The sequence below is a fragment of the Streptomyces armeniacus genome (assembly GCF_003355155.1).
In the GTDB taxonomy this organism is placed as follows: Bacteria; Actinomycetota; Actinomycetes; order Streptomycetales; family Streptomycetaceae; genus Streptomyces; species Streptomyces armeniacus.
The window spans coordinates 820,684-840,981 of record NZ_CP031320.1 but is presented as its reverse complement, the minus strand read 5'-3'; the positions used below and the strand labels follow the sequence as shown (position 1 = coordinate 840,981).

Here is a 20,298-nt window from a genome sequence, read left to right as displayed (position 1 = left end):
CTGATCGCGGCCTGGTCCCGGTCTGGTCCCGGCAGGTCAGGCGCCGGGGCGGTATGTGCGTTCGACGTGGCCCTCGAGTTCGTCGGGGTGGAAGTAGACGGCCCGCAGGTCGCCCTTCGCGTAGCGCTCGGCCTGGTCGTCGAAGTGCGGGGAGTCGGGGTCGCCGCTCACCCCGCCCGCCGTGACCGCCCAGGCGCGCAGCCGCGGTCCGAACTCCACGACCGCCACGAAGCTGTTGCCGCTGGTGCCGTAGTAGCGCTTCGTGCCCGGGTATGCCTTGGCGCCGAACGAGGCCAGGGAGCCCCAGCGCGCCGAGGTAAAGGGCACGGGGATGCTCGGCTTGGCGTCGCTGAACTCCTGGACGATCGCGCCGTCGTTGCGCTGGTAACGGTTGATCTCGCCCCACGGCACCCGCCAGCCGCCGAAGTCCCGCCGCAGCCGCCGTACCGCCGTGTCGAGCGCGCCGAGCCGCTGCTCGTCCGTGGCGCGGTCGGCGATGTAGTCCCAGACCGACATCCCGGCCTCCTCCGCAGCCTCGGACGTGAGCGCCCACATGTCCTCGCCCCAGAACACGGCCACCGACGTCGCGGGCGACTCCGCCGACCACCGGTGGTCCCAGCCGCGCAGCAGGCGGACCGGGCCGGCGAGCCGCACCTTCTGCCTGTCGTGGCCCGGCAGCCGGTCCCAGGCGTCGACGAGCCCCGGCAGCAGCCGGGCGAAGGCGGTGAGATACGGGTCGAACGCGGCATCGATCAGCGTCTGCGGCGTGAAGTCGTCGCGCGCGGTCAGCACCCGTATCGCCTGCGGCCCGCGCGGGTTCTCGCCGAAGCGGTCGAAGTAGCGCGGGTAGTCGTCCTGGTCAGGGCTGTCCGGGCCGGCGGCGGTCCAGGGCCAGTTGTTGGTGTTGAACGCCCAGCCGCTCTCCGGGTTCACCGCCCGCGGCATGCTGTCCAGGCTGTGCAGTCCGTGCCAGTCGGTCGCCGGGTCGCTGCCGTCGACGGGCTCGAGGTAGTCGAACCGGTCGTCTCGCTTGGGCATGAACTGCGGCATCAGGAAGGCGATGTCGCCCTTCGAGTCCGCGAAGAGCGTGTTGTTCGAGCTGTTCGCCTTCAGCCCCGCTACCTTCACGTACTGCTTGTAGTCACGCGTAGTCGTACGCAGGAAGCTCTGCTTGAGCGCCTCGACGGGCCTGTTCATCAGCGCGCACGCGATCCACTTGCCGTCCGCCTCGCGTACGACCGGGCCGTGGTGGGTGGCGTACGTGGTGAAGACGCGCTCCTCCTGCCCGCCCTCCGCCGTACGGACGGACAGCGCGACCTTCCTGGCGGTGACGGGGCGCAGCGCGTCGCCGTAGCGGTACGAGCGGGCGCCGCCGGCGCCCGGCACGATCGTCTCGGCGAACTCGTCGATGTTGTCGACGCCGCTCGTCGTGTGCATCCAGCCCGTGTGCGCGTTGAAGCCCTGGTAGATGAAGAACTGCCCCCAGGTGGCGGCGCCGTAGGCGTTGAGCCCCTCGCGGCTCGTCACGTGCTGCTCGGCGCGGAAGAAGAAGCTGGTGTGCGGGTTGATGAGCAGCAGCGCGTGGCCGTCCCGCGTGTGGCTCGGCGCGATGGCGATGCCGTTCGACCCGGTGGGTTCGCGCAGCGTGGACTTGCGCGCCGCCGGGGCGCGCTCCCCGCCGGCCGCGGGCGCGTCCCGCTCGCCGTAGAAGGCCTCGAGCTCGCCGAGCTGCACCGACTCGATGTCGCCGCCGATGCTGCCCTCGGAGAAGCTCAGCGGCATCCACGGCTCGAACCGGTCGAGTACGCGGGGACGCACCTCGGGGTGTGTCGCGAGGTAGTGGTTGAGACCGTCCGCCCAGGCCCGCATCAGCGTACGCAGCCACGCCGGGCACTTCGCGTACTCCCGCTTCAGCTCCTCGTGGTCCAGGAACAGCCGCTGCCGCAGGTCCTGCCAGATCGCGCTCTCGCCCTCCGCCTCGGCGAGACGGCCGAGGGCGATGAGGTAGTTCTGCTCGATCCGGTTGAAGTCGTCCTCGGCCTGGGCGTACATCATCCCGAACACCGCGTCGGCATCGGTCTCGCCCACGATGTGCGGCACGCCCCAGTCGTCCCGCGTGATCGTCACGCGGGCGGCGTGCCGGCTCCGGCGGGCCTCCTCGGCCGCGCTCGGCGCGGTCGCCGCGTACGCGGTGCCGTACGGCAGCCCCGCCGCGGCGACGGCCAGCCCGGCCGCTCCGCCCAGGACATGACGCCGGCTCGGCCGGGAGTTCTGCGCGTCGCTCATGAGCGGCTTCCTTCTTCCTGCGAGCAAGGATCAGGGGACCGTGCGGCACTGCGTGATCTCGGCTGCGAACTCGCGGATGACGCACGCGAGTTCGATGATCACCCACAACGGACAGTCCTACTCAGGAAGCGCCACCGTGACAAGCCCCCGGGCCGGGGCCGCCGCCCGCCGCCGTCAGCCGTCCGCGACGGCCACCGTCTGCGGTGCCAGGAACGCCTCCAGCCCCAGGTGCGAGCCCTCGACGCCGGTCCCGCTGTCCTTCAGGCCCGCGAACGGCACCTGCGGCGTGTTCGGGCTCCCGGTGTTGACACCGACGATCCCGACGTCCAGCGCCCGTGCCACCTCGGCGGCGCGCCGCGGGGCGCCGACCACGTACCCGCCCAGGCCGTACGGGCCGGCCGCCACGGCTTCGAGGACCTCGTCGAGCGCGTCGTACTCGAGCACGGACACGGCGGGCCCGAAGATCTCCTCGCGCACCAGCTCGCTGTCGCGCAACGGCCGTACGCTCACCGCGGGCCTGGTGAAGTTCCCGGCCTCCGGCACCGGGGTGGCGGCGCGCCAGACGTCGCCGCCGGCGGAGTCCACCAGCGATTCGACGCGGGCGGGGTCCGTGGGGAGCGCCAGGGGGCCGAGCGTGGTCGCCTCGTCGGCGGGGTCGCCGAGCACCAGCCGGTCCGAGGCCCGGCTGAACCGGGCGGCGAGCTCGTCGGCCGACCGCCGTGGCGCCCACACCTGGTTCGCGGCGATGCACGACTGCCCGTTGTTGCGGTACTTCGCGACCATCAGCGTCTCCACCGCGAGGTCGAGGTCGGCGTCTTCGAGGACGACGAACGGGGCGTTGCCGCCGAGTTCGAACACCGACCGCGTGAAGCGCGGGGCGACGGCCGCGGCCAGCAGGCGCCCCACACGGGTGGAGCCGGTGAAGGTCAGCCCGCGCACCCTGCGGTCGGCCAGCCACACGTCGGAGATGGCCGCGGGCTCCCCCACCACCGTCGACACCACGCCGCTCGGCACGTGCCGTTCGACGACCTCGGCCAGGCACAGCGCCGAGGCCGGGGCCACCTCGGACGGCTTGAACAGCACGGGGCAGCCCGCCGCCAGGGCGGGCGCGATCTTGCGTGCCGGGATCGACACCGGGAAGTTCCACGGGGTGAGTACGGCGACGACGCCCAGCGCCCGTTCGCCCACCTCGTGCCGGAGCCCGGGTACGTGGCTCCAGGCCCGCTCGGCGCGCCCGCTGACCGCGTCGGCGAACCACTCGAAGAACGCGGCCGACAGGCCGACTTCGGCGCGCGCCTCGGCGATCCGCTTCCCGGTCTCACGGGTGATCAGGCCGGCCAGGCGCGCCGTGAGTCCGTCCTCGCGGAGGTCGGCGGCGATGGCTCGCAGCGCCGCCGCCCGGCGCCCCGCCGGCAGCGCGGCCCAGGCCGGCAGCACGCGGGCGGCGCTGTCCAGGGCGCGGCGCGCCTCCGCTTCGCCGCCGTACACGACGGTCGCCCACGCGGCGCCCGTCGCGGGGTCGACCAGCTCGTGCGGCGCCGGACTCTGGGGCTCCGGCGTCCCGTTGTCGATGCGTACGCCGCTGAGGGTCCGGGTCACGGTCGTCATGAAAGCTCCAAGGTCTCGTCGTGGTCGGTCGCCCGCTCCAGCGCTGCGGCGTCGAACCGGACCCCCAGGCCGGGGAGGTCGGGCAGGTCGAGGCGCCCGCCCTCGGGGGTCGGCGGTGACACCAGGAGCGGATCGCGCAGGGGGTTGTCGCGTATGTCGTACTCGAGGGCGCTCACCATCCGGGAGCCCGCGGCCACCTGGAGCGTCGCCGCGAAGGCCGCGGCCCCGCCGTAGAGGTGGGGCATGACGGCGGTGCCGTGCTTCTCGGCCAGGTCGCACACGGCGAACGCCTCGGTGATCCCGCCGGCCTTGGCGACGTCGGGCTGCAGGATCGCGACGGCCGGCGAGGCGGCGTACGCCTGGAACTTCCCACGGCCGTAGAGGTTCTCGCCGGTGGCGATCACCAGGCCCGTACGGCGGTGCAGTTCCTCCAGGTCGGCCAGCTCGTCTCCGCGGACCGGTTCCTCGATCCAGCCGACGCCGGCGTCGCGGAGGACCGGCGCCATCGCCACGGCCTCGTCGAGGCCCCAGCCCTGGTTCGCGTCGGCGTAGAGGGACACGTCCGCGCCGAGGGCCTCCCGCGCCGCGGCGAGGTTGCGGGTGTCGGTCTCCCGTCCGAAGCCGAGCTTGACCTTCACCGCGGCATGTCCGGCGGCGCGGCAGTCCGCCGCCTGCTCCGCCACGGACTCCGGGCCCAGGCTGCTCGCGTACACCTCGACGCGGTCGCGTACGCGGTCCGCGGCCACGCGCGCGATCGCGGCGCCGGCCCGGCGGGCACGGAGGTCCCACAGCGCCACGTCCACGGCGCTGACCGCCTGCCGGACGGGCCCGAGCGCGCCCCACTGGCGGCCCAACGGGTCGAGCCGGTCGCACAGTTCGGCGTGGACCGCCGGCACGTCGTCCACGCGGCGGCCGGCCAGGAGCGGCAGGACACCCTCCCGCAAGGTGGCCGTGCGCTCCGCGGTGGCCCAGGGCGGGTAGTTGACCCAGCTCTCCCCGTGGCCGGTCCGCCCGTCCTCGTCGGTGAGCGAGACCAGGACCATCGTGCGCTGCCGCAGCGGCGAGAACGACATGGCGATGCCGTCGCGGACCGGCGCGCGCAGCACCCGTACGCGGGCGTGGGCGACGCGCGTCACCGCGGCCCCTCTGCCTGCTCGGCCAGTACGGTCCGCAGCCGGGCGATGTGCGCCCGTGCGGCGTTCTCGGCCGCCGCGGGGTCGCCCGCCTCCATGGCCGTGAGGATCGCGCGGTGGTCGGCCACCGCCAGCTTGGGCCCGCCGGTGACCTGGGTGGTGCGCATCGCCAGCCGCACCTGGGTCTGCACGTCGTCGAGCATGCGGACCACCTCCGCGTTGTCGGCGGCCTCGCGGATCAGCCGGTGGAAGGTCATGTCGGCCTCCGAGGCCGTCGCGAGGTCCACCGCCGACACGGCGTGCTCGTGCTCCCGCAGGACGTCCACGAGGGTACGGATCAGCCGCTGCCCGGCGTTCTCGACCGCGAGCCGGGTGGCGAGGCCCTCCAGGACCTCCCGCACCTCGTAGATGGCGATCAGCGCCTTGTGGCTGACGTCGGCCACCACGGCGCCCCGGCGCGGCTCCTCGCGGGCCAGCCGCTCGTGCACCAGGCGCACGATCGCCTCGCGGACCGGGCTCCGGCTCACGCCGAGCCGTTCGGCCAGGGCCGGAACGCTCAGCCGCGCGCCCGCCGGGAAGTCGCCGGCGATGATCTGCTCGCGCAACTCGTGGTGGACGCGGTCGGCGACGCGGGAGTCGCTCGCGACGGTCATGACTCACCCCTGGGTTCTCATCCGTGGAACAGCCTCCGGCAATCTTACATGCAAGGGCAGGCGAATTACATGCAGATAAGCCTTGCTGCATGGCGATCGATGTTGTTACATGTCAGCGATCGCACAGCGGAGGGAACGAGATGCCTGACGGACACAAGCCCGCTGACGGGCGGCGCAGCGCAGCGTGGTTCGGGCTCGACGGAAAGCTGGGATTCGTCCACCGGTCGAAGCTCTACAACCAGGGCGGGTCCGGCGACATGTTCGACGGGCGCCCCGTCATCGGGATCGCCAACAGCGCGTCGGACCTCGCGCCGTGCAACGCACACCTCGGGCAGGTCGCCGAGGCGGTCAAGCGCGGCGTACTGCGGGCGGGCGGCGTCCCGTTCGCGTTCCCGACGATCTCCCTCGGGGAGACACTGATGCGGCCCTCGGCGATGCTGTTCCGGAACCTCATGGCGATGGACGTCGAGGAGACGCTCCGCGCGAACCCGCTCGACGGCGTCGTCCTGCTCGGCGGCTGCGACAAGACGGTGCCGGCGCAGGTGATGGGCGCCCTGAGCGTCGACCTGCCGACCGTCATGGTCACCGGCGGCCCCGCGCTGAACGGGCGCTTCCGCGGTGAGGCGATCGGCTCGGGCACCCACGTGTGGAAGTTCAGCGAGGAGGTACGGGCGGGGCGGATGACCGCCTGCGAGTTCCGGTCGGCGGAGGCGTGCCTCTCCCGTAGCTCCGGCCACTGCACCACCATGGGCACGGCGTCGACGATGGCGTGCGTCACCGAGGCGCTCGGCCTCTCGCTGCCCGGGAGCGCGGTGGTGCCGGCCGTGGACGCGGGCCGCGCCCGTATCGCCGAGGAGGCGGGGCAGCGCATCGTCGCCATGGTCGACGAAGGGCTGACCCCCTCACGCGTCCTGGACCGGCGGTCGTTCGAGAACGCCGTACGGGTCAACGCCGCGATCGGCGGCTCCACCAACGCCGTTGTCCACCTGCTGGCCATGGCCGGCCGCGCGGAAGTCGGCCTGTCCCTCGACGACTTCGACCGGCTGGCGGCCGCCGTCCCCCTGCTGGTCGACCTCATGCCGTCCGGCCGGTTCCTGATGGAGGAGTTCCACGACGCCGGCGGCCTGCCCGCCGTCATCCGCGAACTCGGCGACCTGCTGGACGGCGAGGCCGCGACCGTCACCGGCAGGACGCTCGGCGAGAACTGCGCGGACGCCCCGAACTGGCGCCCGGACGTCGTCCGCAGCCGCCGGGACCCGGTGGCCGAACCGGGCTCACACACCGCCGTACTGCGCGGGAACCTCGCGCCGGACGGCGCCGTCATCAAGCTCTCCGCCGCCTCCCCCGAGCTCACCCGGCACACCGGGCCGGCGCTCGTCTTCGACACGATCGAGGACTACGACGCGCGGAAGGACTCCCCGGACCTGCCCGTGACCCCCGACACCGTCCTGGTCGTACGCAACGCCGGGCCGGTCGGCTATCCGGGCATGCCGGAGATCGGCAACCTGGCCATTCCGCAGAAGATGCTGGACCAGGGCGTACGGGACATGGTCCGCATCACCGACGGCCGCATGAGCGGCACTTCGTACGGGACGGTCGTCCTGCACGTGGCCCCCGAGGCCGCCGCCGGCGGACCGCTCGCCCTGCTGCGGAGCGGCGACCTCGTCACCCTCGACGTGCCCGCCCGGAGCCTGGAGATGGACGTCTCCGGGGAACGGCTCTCCGCGCGCGCGGCCGAAAGCCCGGCGGCCGGCGACCTCCGGAAGGGCCCCGCTCCGGGGTCGGGCTGGGCGGGGCTCTACCGCAGCCACGTCAACCAGGCCGACACGGGCGCCGATCTGGACTTCCTCACCGGGCGCCGCGGCCACTCCGTACCGCGCCGGCACCTCTGAGCGGACACCGCCGAACCGACACCACCGAACCGACACCACCGAGAAAACGAAAAAAGGGGCCCCATGACCGACCTCCTGAGCGACCTGGAGCGCAGCCGCGTCCTGGCCATCTTCCGCGGCCAGTCCCCGGGCCAGTGCGCGGACCTGGCCGAGGGGCTGTACGAGGCGGGCATCCGCCTGTTCGAGGTCACGCTGAACAGCGCCGACCCGTTCGCGGGCATCGCCGCCCTCCGCGACCGGCTGGGCGCCGACGCGCGCGTCGGCGCCGGCACCGTGCTCACCACCGGGGAGGTGGAGCAGGTCGCGGACGCCGGCGGCCGGTTCGTCGTCTCGCCCGACATCGAGCCGGGCGTCGTCGAGCGGACCAAGGAGCTCGGCATGGGCTCCGTACCGGGTGCCCTCACGCCGACCGAGGTGCTGCGGGCGGTCCGGGCGGGAGCCGACGCCGTCAAGGTCTTCCCCGTCAGCTCGGTCGGCGCCGGCCACATACGGCAGCTCCGCGGCCCGCTGCCCGACGTGCCGTACGTGGCCACCGGAGGTGTCGACGCGGACCTGGCGAGTGCGTGCATCGATGCCGGGTGCGCGGGCGTGGGCGTCGCCGTCCACCTGCTCGGCGACCCCGCCGACCCCGAGTCGGTGGTCCGGGGTGCCAGGCGGCTCACCGCCGCCACCGCGCGGCCGTAACGGCTCCGCGGCTGACCATCAGCGGCCTGTCAGCGGCCGTCAGCGGCCCGTCAAAGGAGACATCGTGAGTGCCACTGAAGTCCTCGCCCCACGTCAGGATCCCTACGAGCTGCGCCCCGAGGACGTACGCACCCCTCCCGAGACCCTCCGGGAACGGCTGCGCTACCTCGGCCCCGGCATCGTGCTCACCGCGTCCGTCGTCGGCTCCGGTGAACTCCTCGTCACCACCTCACTCGGCGCGCAGGCCGGGTTCGCCCTGCTGTGGCTGGTGATCGTCGGCGCCGCGGTCAAGGTCTGGGTCCAGGTGGAACTGGCCCGCTGGACCATCCTCAGCGGCCAGACCGCGCTCGCCGGCTACGGCAAAGTCGGGCCCCGCATCGGCCGCATGGGGTGGATCAACTGGCTCTGGATCGGCCTCGACACCGCGAAGAACTTCCAGCGCGGCGGAGTCATCGGCGGTACGGCCGCGGCCTGTTCCATCGCGTGGCCGATCGCGGGCGGCGAGCTGAGCCGTACGTCGCTGGTCCTGTGGACCGTCGTCATCACGGCCGTGAGCGTGCTGCTGATGAGCAACAGCCGCTACAGCGTGGTCGAACGCGTCACGACGATATCCGTGGCGCTGTTCACCACCAGCACCATCGCGCTCGCGCTCTCGCTGCCCTTCACCCCGTTCGCGTACTCGGCGGCCGACCTCGGCACGGGCCTGAGCTTCTCGATCCCGGCCGGCGCGCTCGGGCTCGCCCTGGCCATGTTCGGCTCCACCGGGGTCGGCGCCGACGACATGACCAACTACACGTACTGGTGCCTGGAAAAGGGCTACGCCCGCTGGACCGGCCCGGACGACGGCACCGAGGAGCGCGCCCTGCGCGCCGAGGGCTGGCTGAAGGTCATGCAGCTCGATGTGCTGGTCTCGTGGGTGATCTGCACGCTGACCACCCTCGCCTTCTACATCGTGGGGGCCTCCGTACTGGAGCCGCAGAAGGCCGTGCCCGAGGGCAACGAGGTCATCACGACGGTGTCGCGCATCTACACCGACACGCTCGGCCCCTGGGCCAAGGTGATCTTCCTGGTCGGCGCCATCGCGGTGCTGTTCTCCACCCACGTGGCCGCGGTGGCGGCGGTGCCGCGGCTGTGGACCAACACGCTCGGGCTGATGGGCGTGATCGACTGGACGAACCTGGCCGTACGCACCCGCTGGCTGCGGATCTTCACCGTGCTGCTGCCCGCCGTCTGGGCCGCCATGTACCTGTACGTCCAGTCCCCGCTGCTCCTGCTGAAGATCGGGGCCATCGGCAACGCGATCTTCCTGCTGGCCGTGCTCATCGCGGTCTGGCACCTGCGCACCACGGAGGTGGACCGCCGTTTCCGCGCCACCCGCGGCATCACGCCCGTACTCGTGGTGAGCACCGCCGCGATCACCGGGCTGGCGGTCTACGCCCTGCTCGAAGTCTTCGGCATCTCCGTGCAGTAGGCGCATATGTCGCTCCTGTACGTGTTCGGCGGCATAACCTCGGTCGGGTCCGTACGAGGCACCCGCAACCCGCCGCCCGCTCGCCGGAGGAGCAGCAGCCATGTCACTCGCCCGCGTCCACAACTTCGCCATCTCCCTTGACGGCTTCGGCACCGGTGAGGGCCAGAGCCGCGACGCTCACTTCGGTCACGCCGGGGACCGGCTCCACCAGTGGATGTTCGCCACCCGCTGGTGGCAGCCCGGCGGCAGTGCCGGTGTCGACGACGCCTTCGTCCAGCAGTTCACGCCGGGGATCGGCGCCGAGATCATGGGCGCCGGGAAGTTCGGCCACCCCGGCTGGCACGAGGACCCGGAGTGGAAGGGCGCGTGGGGTCCCAACCCGCCGTTCCACACGCCGGTCTTCGTCCTCACCCATCACACGCGCCCGTCCATCGAGATGGAGGGCGGCACGACCTTCCACTTCCTCGACGCGCCGCCCGCCGAGGCGCTCGAGACGGCGCGCGAGGCAGCGGGCGGCAAGGACGTACGCATCGGTGGCGGCCCCACCGTGGTCCGCGACTTCCTCGCTGCCGGGCTCATCGACCACATGCACGCCGTGGTGGTGCCGATCCTGCTCGACCGGGGCGTACGGCTCTGGGACGGGCTGGAGGGCCTCGAGAAGGACTACGCGATCGAGACCACGCCCTCGCCCAGCGGCGTCACGCACCTGACGTTCACCCGCGCCGGCGGCTGAACGGCGGCCGGGCCCACCGTCGCGTGCGACGGTGGGCCCGCGTCGCGGGGCTCGCCTCTTGTGTGTCCTCAGCCGCACCCCGTAAATTACCGGCAGGTAATATATTCGGCGGGCTGCGTGGCGCGGCCGCCTCGTGGCCAGCTCGAAGGAGTCACCATGCCCTCGCTCGACCGTCAGGACAACGTCTTCGTCCTCGACCTCGGAGACGGTGAGAACCGCTTCCACCCGGACTGGCTCACCGCCGTCGGCGCCGCGCTCGACGAGGTGGAGAAGGCAGAGGGCCCGCGGGCCCTGGTCACCGCCGCCACCGGCAAGTTCTACTCCAACGGGCTCGACCTGGAGTGGCTCCTCGCCCACTCCGACCAGCACGTGGACTACGCCGTCAGCGTCCACCAGCTGTTCGCGCGGCTGCTGTCGCTGCCGGTCATCACGGTGGCCGCGCTCCAGGGGCACACCTTCGCCGCCGGCGCGATGTTCTCCCTCGCCCACGACTTCCGCGTGATGCGCGCCGACCGCGGCTACTGGTGCCTGCCCGAGGTCGACATCAACATCCCCTTCACCCCGGGCATGTCCGCCCTCATCCAGTCCCGGCTGACCCCGCAGACCGCGCACGAGGCCATGGCCACCGCCCGCCGCTACGGCGGTGCGGACGCCGCGGCCGCGGGCATCGTCGACCAGGCGGTGCCGGAGGACGCCGTACGCTCCGCCGCCGTCGAACTCGCCCAGGCCCAGGCGGGCAAGGCCGGTGACACTCTCGGCACCGTCAAGGCCCGCATGTACGCCCCGGCCCTGGCCACCCTGCGCGACACCACCAACCCGCTCGGCTGACGGGCGCCGCGCCCCGCCCGGGTCGGGCACCCGCGCCCCGGGCGGGCTCTCGCGTACGCGCGGTCAGCCGCGTACGTGCACTGGTACCGGCAGGGCCACGCTCACGAGCAACACCCGGGCCATACTGGGGCGATGGACGATCTCGCGGGCTTCCTGCCGACCCGGCGTTCCCGGGTCGACCCGGCGGCCGTCGGCAGCCCCGCCGAGGACGGGCTGCGTCTGCTCGCCAGCCTCGACGCGGACGGCGGCGGCCCGCAGCCCGCCGCGAGGGCCCGGGTTCGCGAGTGACGCTGCGTTCCGGAACCGACCGGCCCGGACCGGCGCGACTCGCCCGGCTGCACACCTGACGCGCCTGGCGCGAGTACGAACGCCTCGCCGTGGGCAACTTCCGGTCTACCCGCAGTCACTGATTGGAGCCCGAAGTGTCCCTCTACATCTGCTCGCTGATATTCGACGAGGACGACCACGGCCGCCAGGAGATACCCGCGGACGACGCGTACCACGTGGTGCGGTTCCCGTACGGCTCGCGCGAGTCGTACGACGTGCACAACATGCACCCGTACGCGCAGCCGGACGGCGAGAACAGCAGCTTCCCGGACGCCCGTTCCGGGCTGATCTGGCCCGCGGCCGAGGGCTGGGGCGTGCTCGACGCGATGGTGCAGTGGGAGTCCGGCACGTACACCGAGGTGCGGGACCAGTTCGTACGGGACCCGCTCTCGCTGACCGACAACCCCGTGGACACGACCGCCACGGACCACCGTCGGCCGTCCCCGGGGATGCAGTGCCTCACCAAACAGCATTCGATCTTCGTACACCCCGGTGTGCCGCTCGGCCTGCGCGTGGCGCACAACGCCGGGCAGCCGCTCAGAGTGGTGCACGCGCAGTTCAAGCTCGCCATCCACACCGACGTCCACGGGGGTTCGTGACGGCCGGCTGCACCGGGCGGCCCGTGCCGGAATGTATCCGCTTTGTATGCCCGTCTCCTTGAATCGCCGGTCCGCCAGCCAACGGGCCAGCCAGGGGGAAGGAAACCATGAACAAGCGGAAGATCAGGATCTTCGCCGTCGGTGCGGTCGCGGTGGTCGCCGCCACCTCAGCGGTGGCGGTCGGAACCACCTCCGCGGCCACCACGGACGACGACAACCGGGACGCCGTGAGCGCCGCGAGCAGCGAATCCAGATTCAGACTCGCCGACCCTGACACGGTGCCGACGAACAAGAACGACTACATCACGTACGGCACGAGCAGCTCGGGCAAGAAGTGCGGCGGCGGCAGCGGCGGCTTCAAGGTGCCGATGCTGCGCCACGGCTCGGGCGGCGACGTCGGAATCGCCGACTGCGCCATCGGCGACGCGCTGCCGAGGAAGAACATCGGCGCCTGGGCCGACAAGTCGAGCGGCGTGTGGGCACCCGGCGTCGTCAAGCACGGCGGCAAGTACCTGATGTACTACACGATTTCCAAGAAGGGCTCGAAGCAGAAGTGCATCGGCCTGGCGACCGCGAAGGGCGCCAGCGGCCCGTTCAAGGACGGCAGCAAGCACCCGTGGGCCTGCCCGCCGAGCGGCAGATGGGTGATCGACGCCAACCCGTACGTCTCGGGCGGCAAGTTGTACGTCGTCTACCGCGACGACCAGGTCACGCGGGGCATCGAGAGCGGTGTCTCCGTCGTCGGCGCCGGCCGCAACGGCTGGGCGGACAAGGGCTTCTCGTCGCGCCGCACCGTGCTCACGAGCAAGAACATCGCGTGGGACAGCACCAAGAACGCGGGCAACAACCACATCGTCGAGAACCCTTCGATGTTCAAGGTGGGCAAGACCTGGTACCTCGCCTACTCGGCGAACGCGTGGAAGAGCGCGCGCTACGCGACCGGCATCGCCAAGTGCGGCACGAAGCCGATCCCCCAGAAGAGGTGCAGCCCGATCCGGGACGGGGTGAAGCGGCCGTACTTCGGCTTCAAGGGGAAGGCGGGCCTCGGACCGTGGCGCGGCCTGCCCGGCAACCACGCCGGCTCCGGCGGCATGGACGTCTTCCGGGCACACAACGGCGGCCACCGGGCCGTGTACCACTGGTACCAGCGCTCCAGCGGGAAGCGGTTCCCGGTCACCGGCAACTTCGTATGGCAGGACGGCGGATTCGCCGTGAAGTGACGGCTCAGGCCGAGAGGTCCGCGCCGGGCGGTCCCCGGCGTGGGCCTCCGGGCCTCACCGGCCCCTGTCGTGGCTCAGGCCCACACCGCGTAGATCTTGCCGGTGGGGGCGCTGAAGTAGACCGTGCCACCGGCGATCACCGGTCGTTGCCGGGCGAGGGCGTCGAGGGTCGATCTCCACTCCGTCTTGCCGGTGTCGGCGCGCAGCACGTACAGGACGCTGTCCGCCGCGATGTAGACCCTGCCGCCGGCCGTGGCCGGTGGCGAGAGGACGCTGCTGTCGAAGCGCCGCTCCCACTTCACCTTGCCGGTCTCCGTGTCCAGCGCGCGGAGTCCGGCGTCGGGCGCGTTGGGGCCGGTGTACAGCAGGGCGACCCCGCCGGACACGGCCTGCACGCCCTCGATGTCCGAGTCGGTGTCCATGGCTCCGGCGAAGCGGGCCTTCCACAGCTCCTTGCCCGTGTCCGCGGCCAGCGCGTACACGTAGCGGACGTCGGAGACCGTGTCGGAGGCGCAGGCGAACCACCGGCCGCCGGCGACGACGGGCCCGTCCTGGAGGGAGAGGGTGTCACCGGTGTCACGCTGCCACCGGACACGGCCGCTGTCTGCCTGCCATGCCTGCACCACACTGCCGTTGTGGGTGTAGACGGTGTCACCCGCCACGGCCACGGTGGCACCGGACGAGCCGGCGAAGCGCTCCAGGCTCTCCTCGGTCTTCTTCCAGACGATGTCGCCGGTCCTGGCGGACACCTTGTACAGCGAGTGGCTGTGGGCGCGGTAGCCGACGGTGTAGAGAGCGCCGTCCCGGAAGATCGGCTGTCCCACGCCCAGATCGTCGTCGTCTGTGTGCAGGGTCCACAGCCGTTTCCCGGTGGTGGCCCGCACCGCGTGCACGGAGTTGTCCGCACCGACGTAGACCACCTGCCCCTCCACCGTCGGTGCCGTGGTCTCCGCCGCGTCAGTGCCCAGTCCGTAGGTCGACTTCCGGATGCCCCGGTCGGCTGACAGAGCGTAGAGAGCCCCGCTGTCGGCGGCGCATACGAGGCCGCCGGCCGCTGTCAGCGGCGCGCTGCGGTCCTGGCCCAATGCCGATTCGGCGATGAGGCGGCCGGTCTTCCAGCGCAGACTGCCGGACCGCCGGGCCCCTGGGCCCACGGCCCGTGCGCTTCGACAGCCGCGTCCAGCGCCATCCCCGGTACGTACGCGGTCGCCAGCCACGGCGGCTCCCCGTCCGGATCGGCATCGACCACCCCCGCGGTGAAGGCTCCGTTGACCCGCCGGGCGGCGGCCACCTCCCGGGCGAACCGGCGCCGGAATCCGGACTCCTCCGCCAGATCCTGGCGCACCACCTTCACCGCGACGGTCCGGCCGCCCCGCGACTGCCCCAGGTAGACGCTGCCCATCCCGCCCGAGCCCAGCCTGCCCACCAGCCGGTACGGCCCCACCTGGCTCGGATCCGTCGCCCGCAGCGCCGCGAACGCCTCCACTCCGGTTCACCCTCCCCCGTTCACGCCCCCGGCACCGCACACCTGTCCGTACGTCAACCGGCCCGCCATCCTGGCACGTTGCGGCCCGGAGATGGTCGGGATCCCGCCGCGCCTCACCGGGTGTCGTGGGCGGCCGCCGTGGCCGGGCCGTCCGGGGAGCCGGCGGTGTCGTCGTCGATGATCCGGTTGAGCCAGTCGCCCAGCAGTTGGCGTTCGGACGGGCTGAGCGCCGTCAGATCCGCCAGCGCGGCCCTGAGCGCGATGGCGCTCGGTCCGATGTCGGCACGGGTGCGCGGAGCGGGCTCCCCGGCGGTCGCGGCGGTGCCGTCCGGTCCCGTGTGGCTCGGGAGTGCGGAGGGCCGGCCGTCTTCCGCGGCTGCGGGGCTGGTGATCGCGTGGATGACGGCCTCGCGGGTGATGCGGGCGGCGACCATGTCGCGGTCCGCCGGGGGCGTGGCGATCAGCGTCAGCGTGGTGCCGCGGCCGGCCGCGTGGACCACGCGTGCCGCCCGTTCCTCGGGGACGCTCAGCCGGCCGGCGAGTGCGATGCGGTGTACGAGCCCGGCGAGGATCCGTGCCGCCTGCTCGGCTCCCTCGGGTTCGGCGCCCGTACGGGGGTTCCCGTAGACGAGTGCGTACAGGGCGGGTTCGGCGAGGCCGAATCCGATGTGCAGCTCCCAGCCGCGGCGCAGGTCGTCCACGGGGTCGCCGGTGGAAGGCAGGTTCTGCTTTTCGGCGAGGTACGACGCGAGCCCGCGGCTGGCGACGGCTTCCAGCAGGCCCTGCTTGTCCCCGAACAGCCGGTAGAGGGTCGGGGCCTGTACGCCCGCGGCGTTGCACACGGCCCTGGTCGAGACGGCGTCCCGGCCGACCCGCGTCAGCAGCTCCGACGCGGCGTCGAGGATCGCTTCCCTGTTGCTCTCGTTGACCACGCTCCGATGCTAACAGCGAGCCCTGATCAACGCTAACAATGGCGCTAACAACCTCTTGTTAACGCCATTGAGCGCTGTTAACGTCGAATCGTTAGCATTGCTCGAACGAGGGGTCGCCATGAGTACCACCGCACGTATCGCCGTGGTCACCGGAGGTTCGCGAGGGATCGGCCGCGCCGTCGTGTCCCGGCTCGCCGCCGCGGGCCAGGACGTCGCCGTCGTCTACGGCTCCCGGCGGAAGGAGGCGCAAGCAGCCGCCGACGAGGCCGAGGCGGCCGGTGTCCGCGGTATCGCGCTGCAGGCCGACGTGGCCGACGAGGTCTCCGTGGCCGGGGTCTTCGACGAGGTGCAGCGGCGCCTCGGCCCCGTCGACGTCGTGGTCAACGCGGCGGGCGTGATGGCGTTGCGGCCGACCGGCGAACTGGAGATGGCGGAGCTGGACCGGCTCCTGCGCACGAACGTACGGGGCACGTTCGTCGTGGCCCGGGAGGCCGTCCGCCGGATACGCGCCGGGGGCGCCGTCGTGGCCTTCTCCACCACCGTGACCCGCACGCATCTGCCGTCGTACGGCGCGTACGCCGCGAGCAAGGCGGCCGTCGAGGCGCTCGTCCCGATCCTCGCCAAGGAGTTCGCCGGCCGCGACGTCACGGTCAACGCCGTGGCGCCGGGACCGACCGCCACGGAGCTGTTCCGCGAAGGCAAGACGCAGGAGCTCATCGACCGGATCGCCGGCGCCGCTCCGATGAACCGGCTCGGCACCCCGGAGGACATCGCGGAGGCCGTCGCCTTTCTCGCCGGCCCCGGCCGGTGGGTGAACGGCCAGGTGGTGTTCGTCAACGGCGGCATCGCCTAGCGGGACGCCGCTCTCATCCGGACACCGCTCTCATCCGGCGTACGCACCGACCACAGAGGAGGACCTTCCCATGACGTCTCAGGAAACCATCGCCGAACGCCCCGCCCACGAAGGGTTCGTGGCCTTCACCGCCATCGCCGCGGCGGTGGCGGCGGCCGCCGCCTTCGGCAGCGCGGCCCTCGGCCTGCAGCCGTGGGCCATGTTCGCGGGGTGGGTGGCGTGGTTCACGCGGCCCGCCTCCGCCCGGCTCGGCGTCCACGCCGTCGTATGCCTGTGGCTGGGCATGGTGCTCGCCGTCGTCGGTCACCTGATCGTCGAGGCGGCGTCACCCTTCGCGGGCGACCTGGCGCTGCCCCTCGCGGTGGCCGTCCTCGCCACGGTCGCGGTGGGCCTGCGCACCACACCCGTGCTCGACAACATGCTGGCCTGGTTCCTGGGCCTCGTCGCGTTCTTCGCCGCGGAGCCGGAGAACGTACTCACCGGACTGCTCACCCTGTTCGCCGCCACCGGTCTCGGCGCGTGCGCCGGGTTCGCCTGCGGGCGCCTGCAGCACCGGTTCGCCAGCTGACGGCCGGGGTGGGGACCGTACGCCGTCCCCGCCCCGTACCGGCACACCCTGTCCCACCGAAAGGACGGCACAGCCATGGCCATCACCCCGCGGATCCCCACGGGCGGACGCCCCGCGACCGCCGCCGGTGCCGCCGTCAGCGCCGCCCTCTGCGGCGTCCTGCTGCTGGCATCGTGTACGGCGCCGGGAAGCGGTCCGCCGCAGACGTCCGATACGGGCCCGCGCCCGTCCGTACGGCCCGACGGCGCGGACCGGATCACCCGCGGCCTGGTCCCCGGGGAGGTCACCCGGATCGCGAGCGGCCTGGACATGCCCTGGGGCCTGGCCTTCCTCCCGGACGGTTCCGCCCTTGTCTCCGAACGAGCCTCGGGGCGGGTCCTGCGGGTCCGGCAGGGCGAGAAGCCGGCGGTCGTCGGCACGGTGCCCGGTGTCGAGGTGAGCGCCGAAGGCGGCCTCCTCGGGCTGGCGGTCTCACCGTCGTTCCAGGAGGACCGCACCCTCTACGCATCCGTGTCCTCCGCCGCCACGAACCGCATCGTGGCCCTGCGCGTCGCGCGCGACCTGCGCTCACTTCGCCAGGACCGGGTCCTCATCGACGGCATCGACACCGCCGACCGGCACCACGGCGGGCGGCTGCGCTTCGGGCCGGACGGCAACCTCTGGATCGGCACCGGCGACGCCTTCTCGCCTCGGAACGCCGCCGACGACGACTCGTTGAACGGCAAGATCCTGCGGATACGCCCCGACGGGTCCGTCCCGCCGGACAACCCTTCGGGTACGGCCGTCTACTCCAGCGGTCACCGCAACGTGCAGGGCATCGCGTTCGGAGCGGACGGCACGGCCTACGCCTCCGAACTCGGGCACCGCACCTGGGACGAGCTGAACGTCCTGCGCCCGGGGCGCGACTACGGATGGCCCGAGTCCGAAGGCTCCCGAGGCGCTCACGGTGAGCGCCCGCTGTTCGTGCTGCACCCTGACGACGCGTCACCTTCCGGTATCGCCGTCGCGGGCGGTGCCGTCTGGATGGGCGCGCTCGGCGGGCAGCGCCTCTGGCGCCTCCCCGTCGACGAGGGCCGTGCGGACGGCCGCCCCGTCGCCTGGTTCACCGAACGGTACGGACGCATCCGCACGGTGGAGGCGGCCCCGGACGGTTCCCTGTGGATCACGACGTCGAACACCGACGAAGCGACCTGGGGCGGCACCGACCCCCGGCCGGGCGACGACCTGATACTCCGCGTCGCACTCGTACCGGCCTCCTGACGGTCCCGGCCCCGACCCTGGTCACCTGACCCCGGTCCCGGTCCCCATCCCGTGACCGGCGACCGCCCTTTCCCACCCTGACGAACGGAGAAAGCCGCCATGTCCACCGTACTCATCACCGGAGCCGCCACCGGCATCGGCAACCACACCGCACGGGCCCTCAGCCAGGCCGGGCACACGGTGTGGGCCAGCATGCGCGATCCCCGCGGGCAGGACGCCGAACACCGCCGGGAACTGCTCGACTTCGCCGCGCGGCACGGCGGCGCACTCCGCGTCGTGGAACTCGACGTCACCTCGCAGGAGTCAGCCGACGCGGCCGTGGCGGCCGTCCTGCGGAACGGCGGTGACCTGGACGTCGTCGTGCACAACGCGGGGCACCTGTACGTGGGTTACACCGAGGCGTTCACCGCCGAGGACGTCGCGCGTCTGCTCGACATCAACGTCGTCGGCGCCCACCGCGTGAACCGGGCCGCGCTCCCCCATCTGCGCGGGCGCGGCGCCGGCACGCTGCTGTACGTGGGCAGCACCATCCTCGTCACCACACCGCCGTTCCTCGGCCCGTACGCGGCGTCGAAGGCGGCGTTCGACACCCTGGCGGTGGCCACCTCGTACGAGGTGAACCCGTTCGCGATCGAGACGTGCATCGTCATGCCGGGTGCGCTCACGAAGGGCACCCGGCACTTCCCCGACGCCACACGCGCCACCGACCCGGCCGTCTCGGCCGCCTACGCGCCGCTCGGCCCCATGGTGGCGCGCAACGAGGAGGCGACGTCCGCCCTGTTCGACCCCGCCGCCGATCCCGGTCCCGCAGGGGTGGCCGACGAGATCGCCCGGATCCTCTCCCTGCCTCACGGCGCCAAGCCCTTCCGCAGCGTCGTCGACTACACCGAGGCCGGCGTGGAGAAGGTCAACGAGGCTGCGCGCGCCACCCGCGAGGCGTTCGTACGGCGCCTGGGCTTCGGCGAACTCCTGGCCCCGAGGCGCCCCGCCGTCAGAACGTCGCGGTGAAGCGGAACGCGAAGTGGTCGGAGCCGTACCGCTTCAGGCGTTCCACCTGGGAGTTCCGCACCGAGCGGGTGGCGTACGCCTGGTCGATCGGCACGCCCTTGGCGCCCTTGACGCGGATGTACTCCACCTTGCCCGGCAGCTTCATCGCCCGCGGCCGGTTGAAGTCGCCGACCACGAAGATCGGCAGCTTGGGGTGCTTGTCGTGCTGGTTCTTGACGACGGCGCGGAGCTTGTCCGCGTGCTTCAGCCAGCGGGCCTGCCGCTCCGGGTGCTTGCTCCAGGCGCCGGAGATGAAGTGCGTGTTGACGACGATGAACCGCTGCTTCTTCGCCCGGTGTTCCAGGAGCACCCAGTTGACGTAGCGGTTCGGGGTCACCTTCGCCTCGCCCTTGTGGGTCAGGACGCTGCCGGCCCGCAGGCGTTTGAACGTGTCCTTCCGCCAGGAGATCGGCACGGCTCGCGCGGGGCCGGCCTTGGGGAAGTAGTGGTCGTAGCGGTCGAGCTTCTTCCGCAGCCGGTCCCGGTCGGGCGGGTCGTTGACCTCCTGCCAGCCGATCACGTGGGCGAAGCGCTTGAACTCCGCCGCGCCGCGCTTCACGTTGTGGCCGCCGATCTTCATGGTGACCGCGGCCTCCGCGGCCGGTTCGCCCGCGGCCGCCTGCTCGGGTGCCGCGTGGGCGGACATGGTGGAGAAGGTGACCGCGGAGGCCACCGGTATCGCCACGGCGCCAAGCAGCACCTTCGTTCGCTGTCTCAT

At 72.3% G+C, this 20,298-nt stretch carries 20 protein-coding genes; 12 read left to right on the top strand and 8 right to left on the bottom strand.

The window, feature by feature from the left end:
- Positions 1 to 36 precede the first annotated feature (36 nt).
- The 4 genes from DVA86_RS03570 to DVA86_RS03555 all read right to left on the bottom strand — a co-directional run bounded on the left by DVA86_RS03570 (position 37) and on the right by DVA86_RS03555 (position 5,680).
- Entirely contained in the window at positions 37 to 2,286 is a 2,250-nt protein-coding gene (locus tag DVA86_RS03570) for a penicillin acylase family protein (protein WP_208875713.1), read from the bottom strand.
- A 174-nt stretch (positions 2,287 to 2,460) separates the two neighbouring features.
- Entirely contained in the window at positions 2,461 to 3,894 is a 1,434-nt protein-coding gene (locus DVA86_RS03565; RefSeq protein ID WP_208875712.1) for an aldehyde dehydrogenase family protein, read from the bottom strand.
- Positions 3,891 to 5,030, bottom strand: coding sequence for a mandelate racemase/muconate lactonizing enzyme family protein (locus DVA86_RS03560; protein WP_208875710.1), 1,140 nt, complete (start codon positions 5,028 to 5,030; stop codon positions 3,891 to 3,893). The genes DVA86_RS03565 and DVA86_RS03560 overlap by 4 nt, the downstream gene beginning before the upstream one ends.
- Positions 5,027 to 5,680 carry a GntR family transcriptional regulator gene (locus DVA86_RS03555; protein WP_208875709.1) on the bottom strand — a complete coding sequence of 218 codons (654 nt, stop codon included), beginning with the start codon at positions 5,678 to 5,680 and terminating at the stop codon, positions 5,027 to 5,029. The genes DVA86_RS03560 and DVA86_RS03555 overlap by 4 nt, the downstream gene beginning before the upstream one ends.
- 140 nt (positions 5,681 to 5,820) lie before the next feature.
- On the opposite strand from DVA86_RS03555, the gene DVA86_RS03550 reads away from it, so the two are divergent.
- The 8 genes from DVA86_RS03550 to DVA86_RS03515 all read left to right on the top strand — a co-directional run bounded on the left by DVA86_RS03550 (position 5,821) and on the right by DVA86_RS03515 (position 13,434).
- Positions 5,821 to 7,572, top strand: coding sequence for an IlvD/Edd family dehydratase (locus DVA86_RS03550; RefSeq protein WP_208875704.1), 1,752 nt, complete (start codon positions 5,821 to 5,823; stop codon positions 7,570 to 7,572).
- A 63-nt stretch (positions 7,573 to 7,635) separates the two neighbouring features.
- Positions 7,636 to 8,256 (top strand): bifunctional 4-hydroxy-2-oxoglutarate aldolase/2-dehydro-3-deoxy-phosphogluconate aldolase, encoded by a 621-nt coding sequence (locus DVA86_RS03545; RefSeq protein WP_208875702.1) that lies wholly within the window; start codon positions 7,636 to 7,638, stop codon positions 8,254 to 8,256.
- Positions 8,257 to 8,320: 64 nt separating this feature from the next.
- Positions 8,321 to 9,727, top strand: coding sequence for an Nramp family divalent metal transporter (locus tag DVA86_RS03540; RefSeq protein ID WP_245996328.1), 1,407 nt, complete (start codon positions 8,321 to 8,323; stop codon positions 9,725 to 9,727).
- A 100-nt stretch (positions 9,728 to 9,827) separates the two neighbouring features.
- Complete coding sequence (locus DVA86_RS03535) at positions 9,828 to 10,460, top strand: dihydrofolate reductase family protein (protein ID WP_208875700.1); 633 nt, start codon at positions 9,828 to 9,830, stop codon at positions 10,458 to 10,460.
- A 156-nt stretch (positions 10,461 to 10,616) separates the two neighbouring features.
- Positions 10,617 to 11,288, top strand: a complete 672-nt coding sequence (locus tag DVA86_RS03530) for an enoyl-CoA hydratase-related protein (RefSeq protein ID WP_208875699.1) — start codon at positions 10,617 to 10,619, stop codon at positions 11,286 to 11,288.
- A 132-nt stretch (positions 11,289 to 11,420) separates the two neighbouring features.
- Positions 11,421 to 11,576 carry a hypothetical protein gene (locus DVA86_RS34930; RefSeq protein WP_222623474.1) on the top strand — a complete coding sequence of 52 codons (156 nt, stop codon included), beginning with the start codon at positions 11,421 to 11,423 and terminating at the stop codon, positions 11,574 to 11,576.
- Between the two features lie 134 nt (positions 11,577 to 11,710).
- A complete protein-coding gene (locus tag DVA86_RS03520) occupies positions 11,711 to 12,214 on the top strand; it encodes a hypothetical protein (protein WP_208875698.1) in 504 nt (167 codons plus the stop codon).
- Positions 12,215 to 12,321: 107 nt separating this feature from the next.
- Positions 12,322 to 13,434 (top strand): family 43 glycosylhydrolase, encoded by a 1,113-nt coding sequence (locus DVA86_RS03515; protein ID WP_208875696.1) that lies wholly within the window; start codon positions 12,322 to 12,324, stop codon positions 13,432 to 13,434.
- 74 nt (positions 13,435 to 13,508) lie between these two features.
- On the opposite strand, the gene DVA86_RS03510 is transcribed toward DVA86_RS03515, so the two are convergent.
- The 3 genes from DVA86_RS03510 to DVA86_RS03500 form a co-directional block, all read right to left on the bottom strand.
- The gene (locus DVA86_RS03510) at positions 13,509 to 14,588 is read right to left on the bottom strand and encodes an outer membrane protein assembly factor BamB family protein (protein WP_208875695.1); all 1,080 of its coding nucleotides are present in this window, start codon (positions 14,586 to 14,588) and stop codon (positions 13,509 to 13,511) included.
- Complete coding sequence (locus DVA86_RS03505) at positions 14,492 to 14,920, bottom strand: protein kinase family protein (protein ID WP_208875694.1); 429 nt, start codon at positions 14,918 to 14,920, stop codon at positions 14,492 to 14,494. The genes DVA86_RS03510 and DVA86_RS03505 overlap by 97 nt, the downstream gene beginning before the upstream one ends.
- A 113-nt stretch (positions 14,921 to 15,033) precedes the next feature.
- The gene (locus DVA86_RS03500; RefSeq protein ID WP_208875692.1) at positions 15,034 to 15,852 is read right to left on the bottom strand and encodes a TetR/AcrR family transcriptional regulator; all 819 of its coding nucleotides are present in this window, start codon (positions 15,850 to 15,852) and stop codon (positions 15,034 to 15,036) included.
- Between the two features lie 118 nt (positions 15,853 to 15,970).
- Between DVA86_RS03500 and DVA86_RS03495 the strand changes: the two genes are divergently transcribed.
- The 4 genes from DVA86_RS03495 (at position 15,971) to DVA86_RS03480 (ending at position 19,541) form a co-directional block, all read left to right on the top strand.
- Positions 15,971 to 16,705, top strand: coding sequence for an SDR family oxidoreductase (locus DVA86_RS03495; protein ID WP_208875691.1), 735 nt, complete (start codon positions 15,971 to 15,973; stop codon positions 16,703 to 16,705).
- 70 nt (positions 16,706 to 16,775) lie between these two features.
- The gene (locus tag DVA86_RS03490) at positions 16,776 to 17,273 is read left to right on the top strand and encodes a DUF1097 domain-containing protein (protein WP_208875690.1); all 498 of its coding nucleotides are present in this window, start codon (positions 16,776 to 16,778) and stop codon (positions 17,271 to 17,273) included.
- Positions 17,274 to 17,348: 75 nt separating this feature from the next.
- On the top strand, positions 17,349 to 18,533 hold the full coding sequence (locus DVA86_RS03485; protein ID WP_208875688.1) for a PQQ-dependent sugar dehydrogenase: 1,185 nt from the start codon (positions 17,349 to 17,351) through the stop codon (positions 18,531 to 18,533).
- Between the two features lie 99 nt (positions 18,534 to 18,632).
- Complete coding sequence (locus DVA86_RS03480; protein WP_208875686.1) at positions 18,633 to 19,541, top strand: SDR family NAD(P)-dependent oxidoreductase; 909 nt, start codon at positions 18,633 to 18,635, stop codon at positions 19,539 to 19,541.
- On the opposite strand, the gene DVA86_RS03475 is transcribed toward DVA86_RS03480, so the two are convergent.
- Positions 19,525 to 20,298 carry an exonuclease/endonuclease/phosphatase family protein gene (locus tag DVA86_RS03475; protein WP_208875684.1) on the bottom strand — a complete coding sequence of 258 codons (774 nt, stop codon included), beginning with the start codon at positions 20,296 to 20,298 and terminating at the stop codon, positions 19,525 to 19,527. The two genes, DVA86_RS03480 and DVA86_RS03475, sit on opposite strands and share 17 nt — an antisense overlap.

Bases quoted from the DNA above. Each gene is read 5' to 3' on its own strand.
- DVA86_RS34930 (WP_222623474.1), top strand. From the start codon at position 11,421: ATGGACGATCTCGCGGGCTTCCTGCCGACCCGGCGTTCCCGGGTCGAC.
- DVA86_RS03515 (WP_208875696.1), top strand. From the start codon at position 12,322: ATGAACAAGCGGAAGATCAGGATCTTCGCCGTCGGTGCGGTCGCGGTG.
- DVA86_RS03490 (WP_208875690.1), top strand. From the start codon at position 16,776: ATGACGTCTCAGGAAACCATCGCCGAACGCCCCGCCCACGAAGGGTTC.
- DVA86_RS03555 (WP_208875709.1), bottom strand. From the start codon at position 5,680: ATGACCGTCGCGAGCGACTCCCGCGTCGCCGACCGCGTCCACCACGAG.
- DVA86_RS03545 (WP_208875702.1), top strand. From the start codon at position 7,636: ATGACCGACCTCCTGAGCGACCTGGAGCGCAGCCGCGTCCTGGCCATC.
- DVA86_RS03475 (WP_208875684.1), bottom strand. From the start codon at position 20,298: ATGAGACAGCGAACGAAGGTGCTGCTTGGCGCCGTGGCGATACCGGTG.
- DVA86_RS03535 (WP_208875700.1), top strand. From the start codon at position 9,828: ATGTCACTCGCCCGCGTCCACAACTTCGCCATCTCCCTTGACGGCTTC.
- DVA86_RS03480 (WP_208875686.1), top strand. From the start codon at position 18,633: ATGTCCACCGTACTCATCACCGGAGCCGCCACCGGCATCGGCAACCAC.
- DVA86_RS03485 (WP_208875688.1), top strand. From the start codon at position 17,349: ATGGCCATCACCCCGCGGATCCCCACGGGCGGACGCCCCGCGACCGCC.
- DVA86_RS03550 (WP_208875704.1), top strand. From the start codon at position 5,821: ATGCCTGACGGACACAAGCCCGCTGACGGGCGGCGCAGCGCAGCGTGG.
- DVA86_RS03530 (WP_208875699.1), top strand. From the start codon at position 10,617: ATGCCCTCGCTCGACCGTCAGGACAACGTCTTCGTCCTCGACCTCGGA.
- DVA86_RS03570 (WP_208875713.1), bottom strand. From the start codon at position 2,286: ATGAGCGACGCGCAGAACTCCCGGCCGAGCCGGCGTCATGTCCTGGGC.
- DVA86_RS03495 (WP_208875691.1), top strand. From the start codon at position 15,971: ATGAGTACCACCGCACGTATCGCCGTGGTCACCGGAGGTTCGCGAGGG.
- DVA86_RS03565 (WP_208875712.1), bottom strand. From the start codon at position 3,894: ATGACGACCGTGACCCGGACCCTCAGCGGCGTACGCATCGACAACGGG.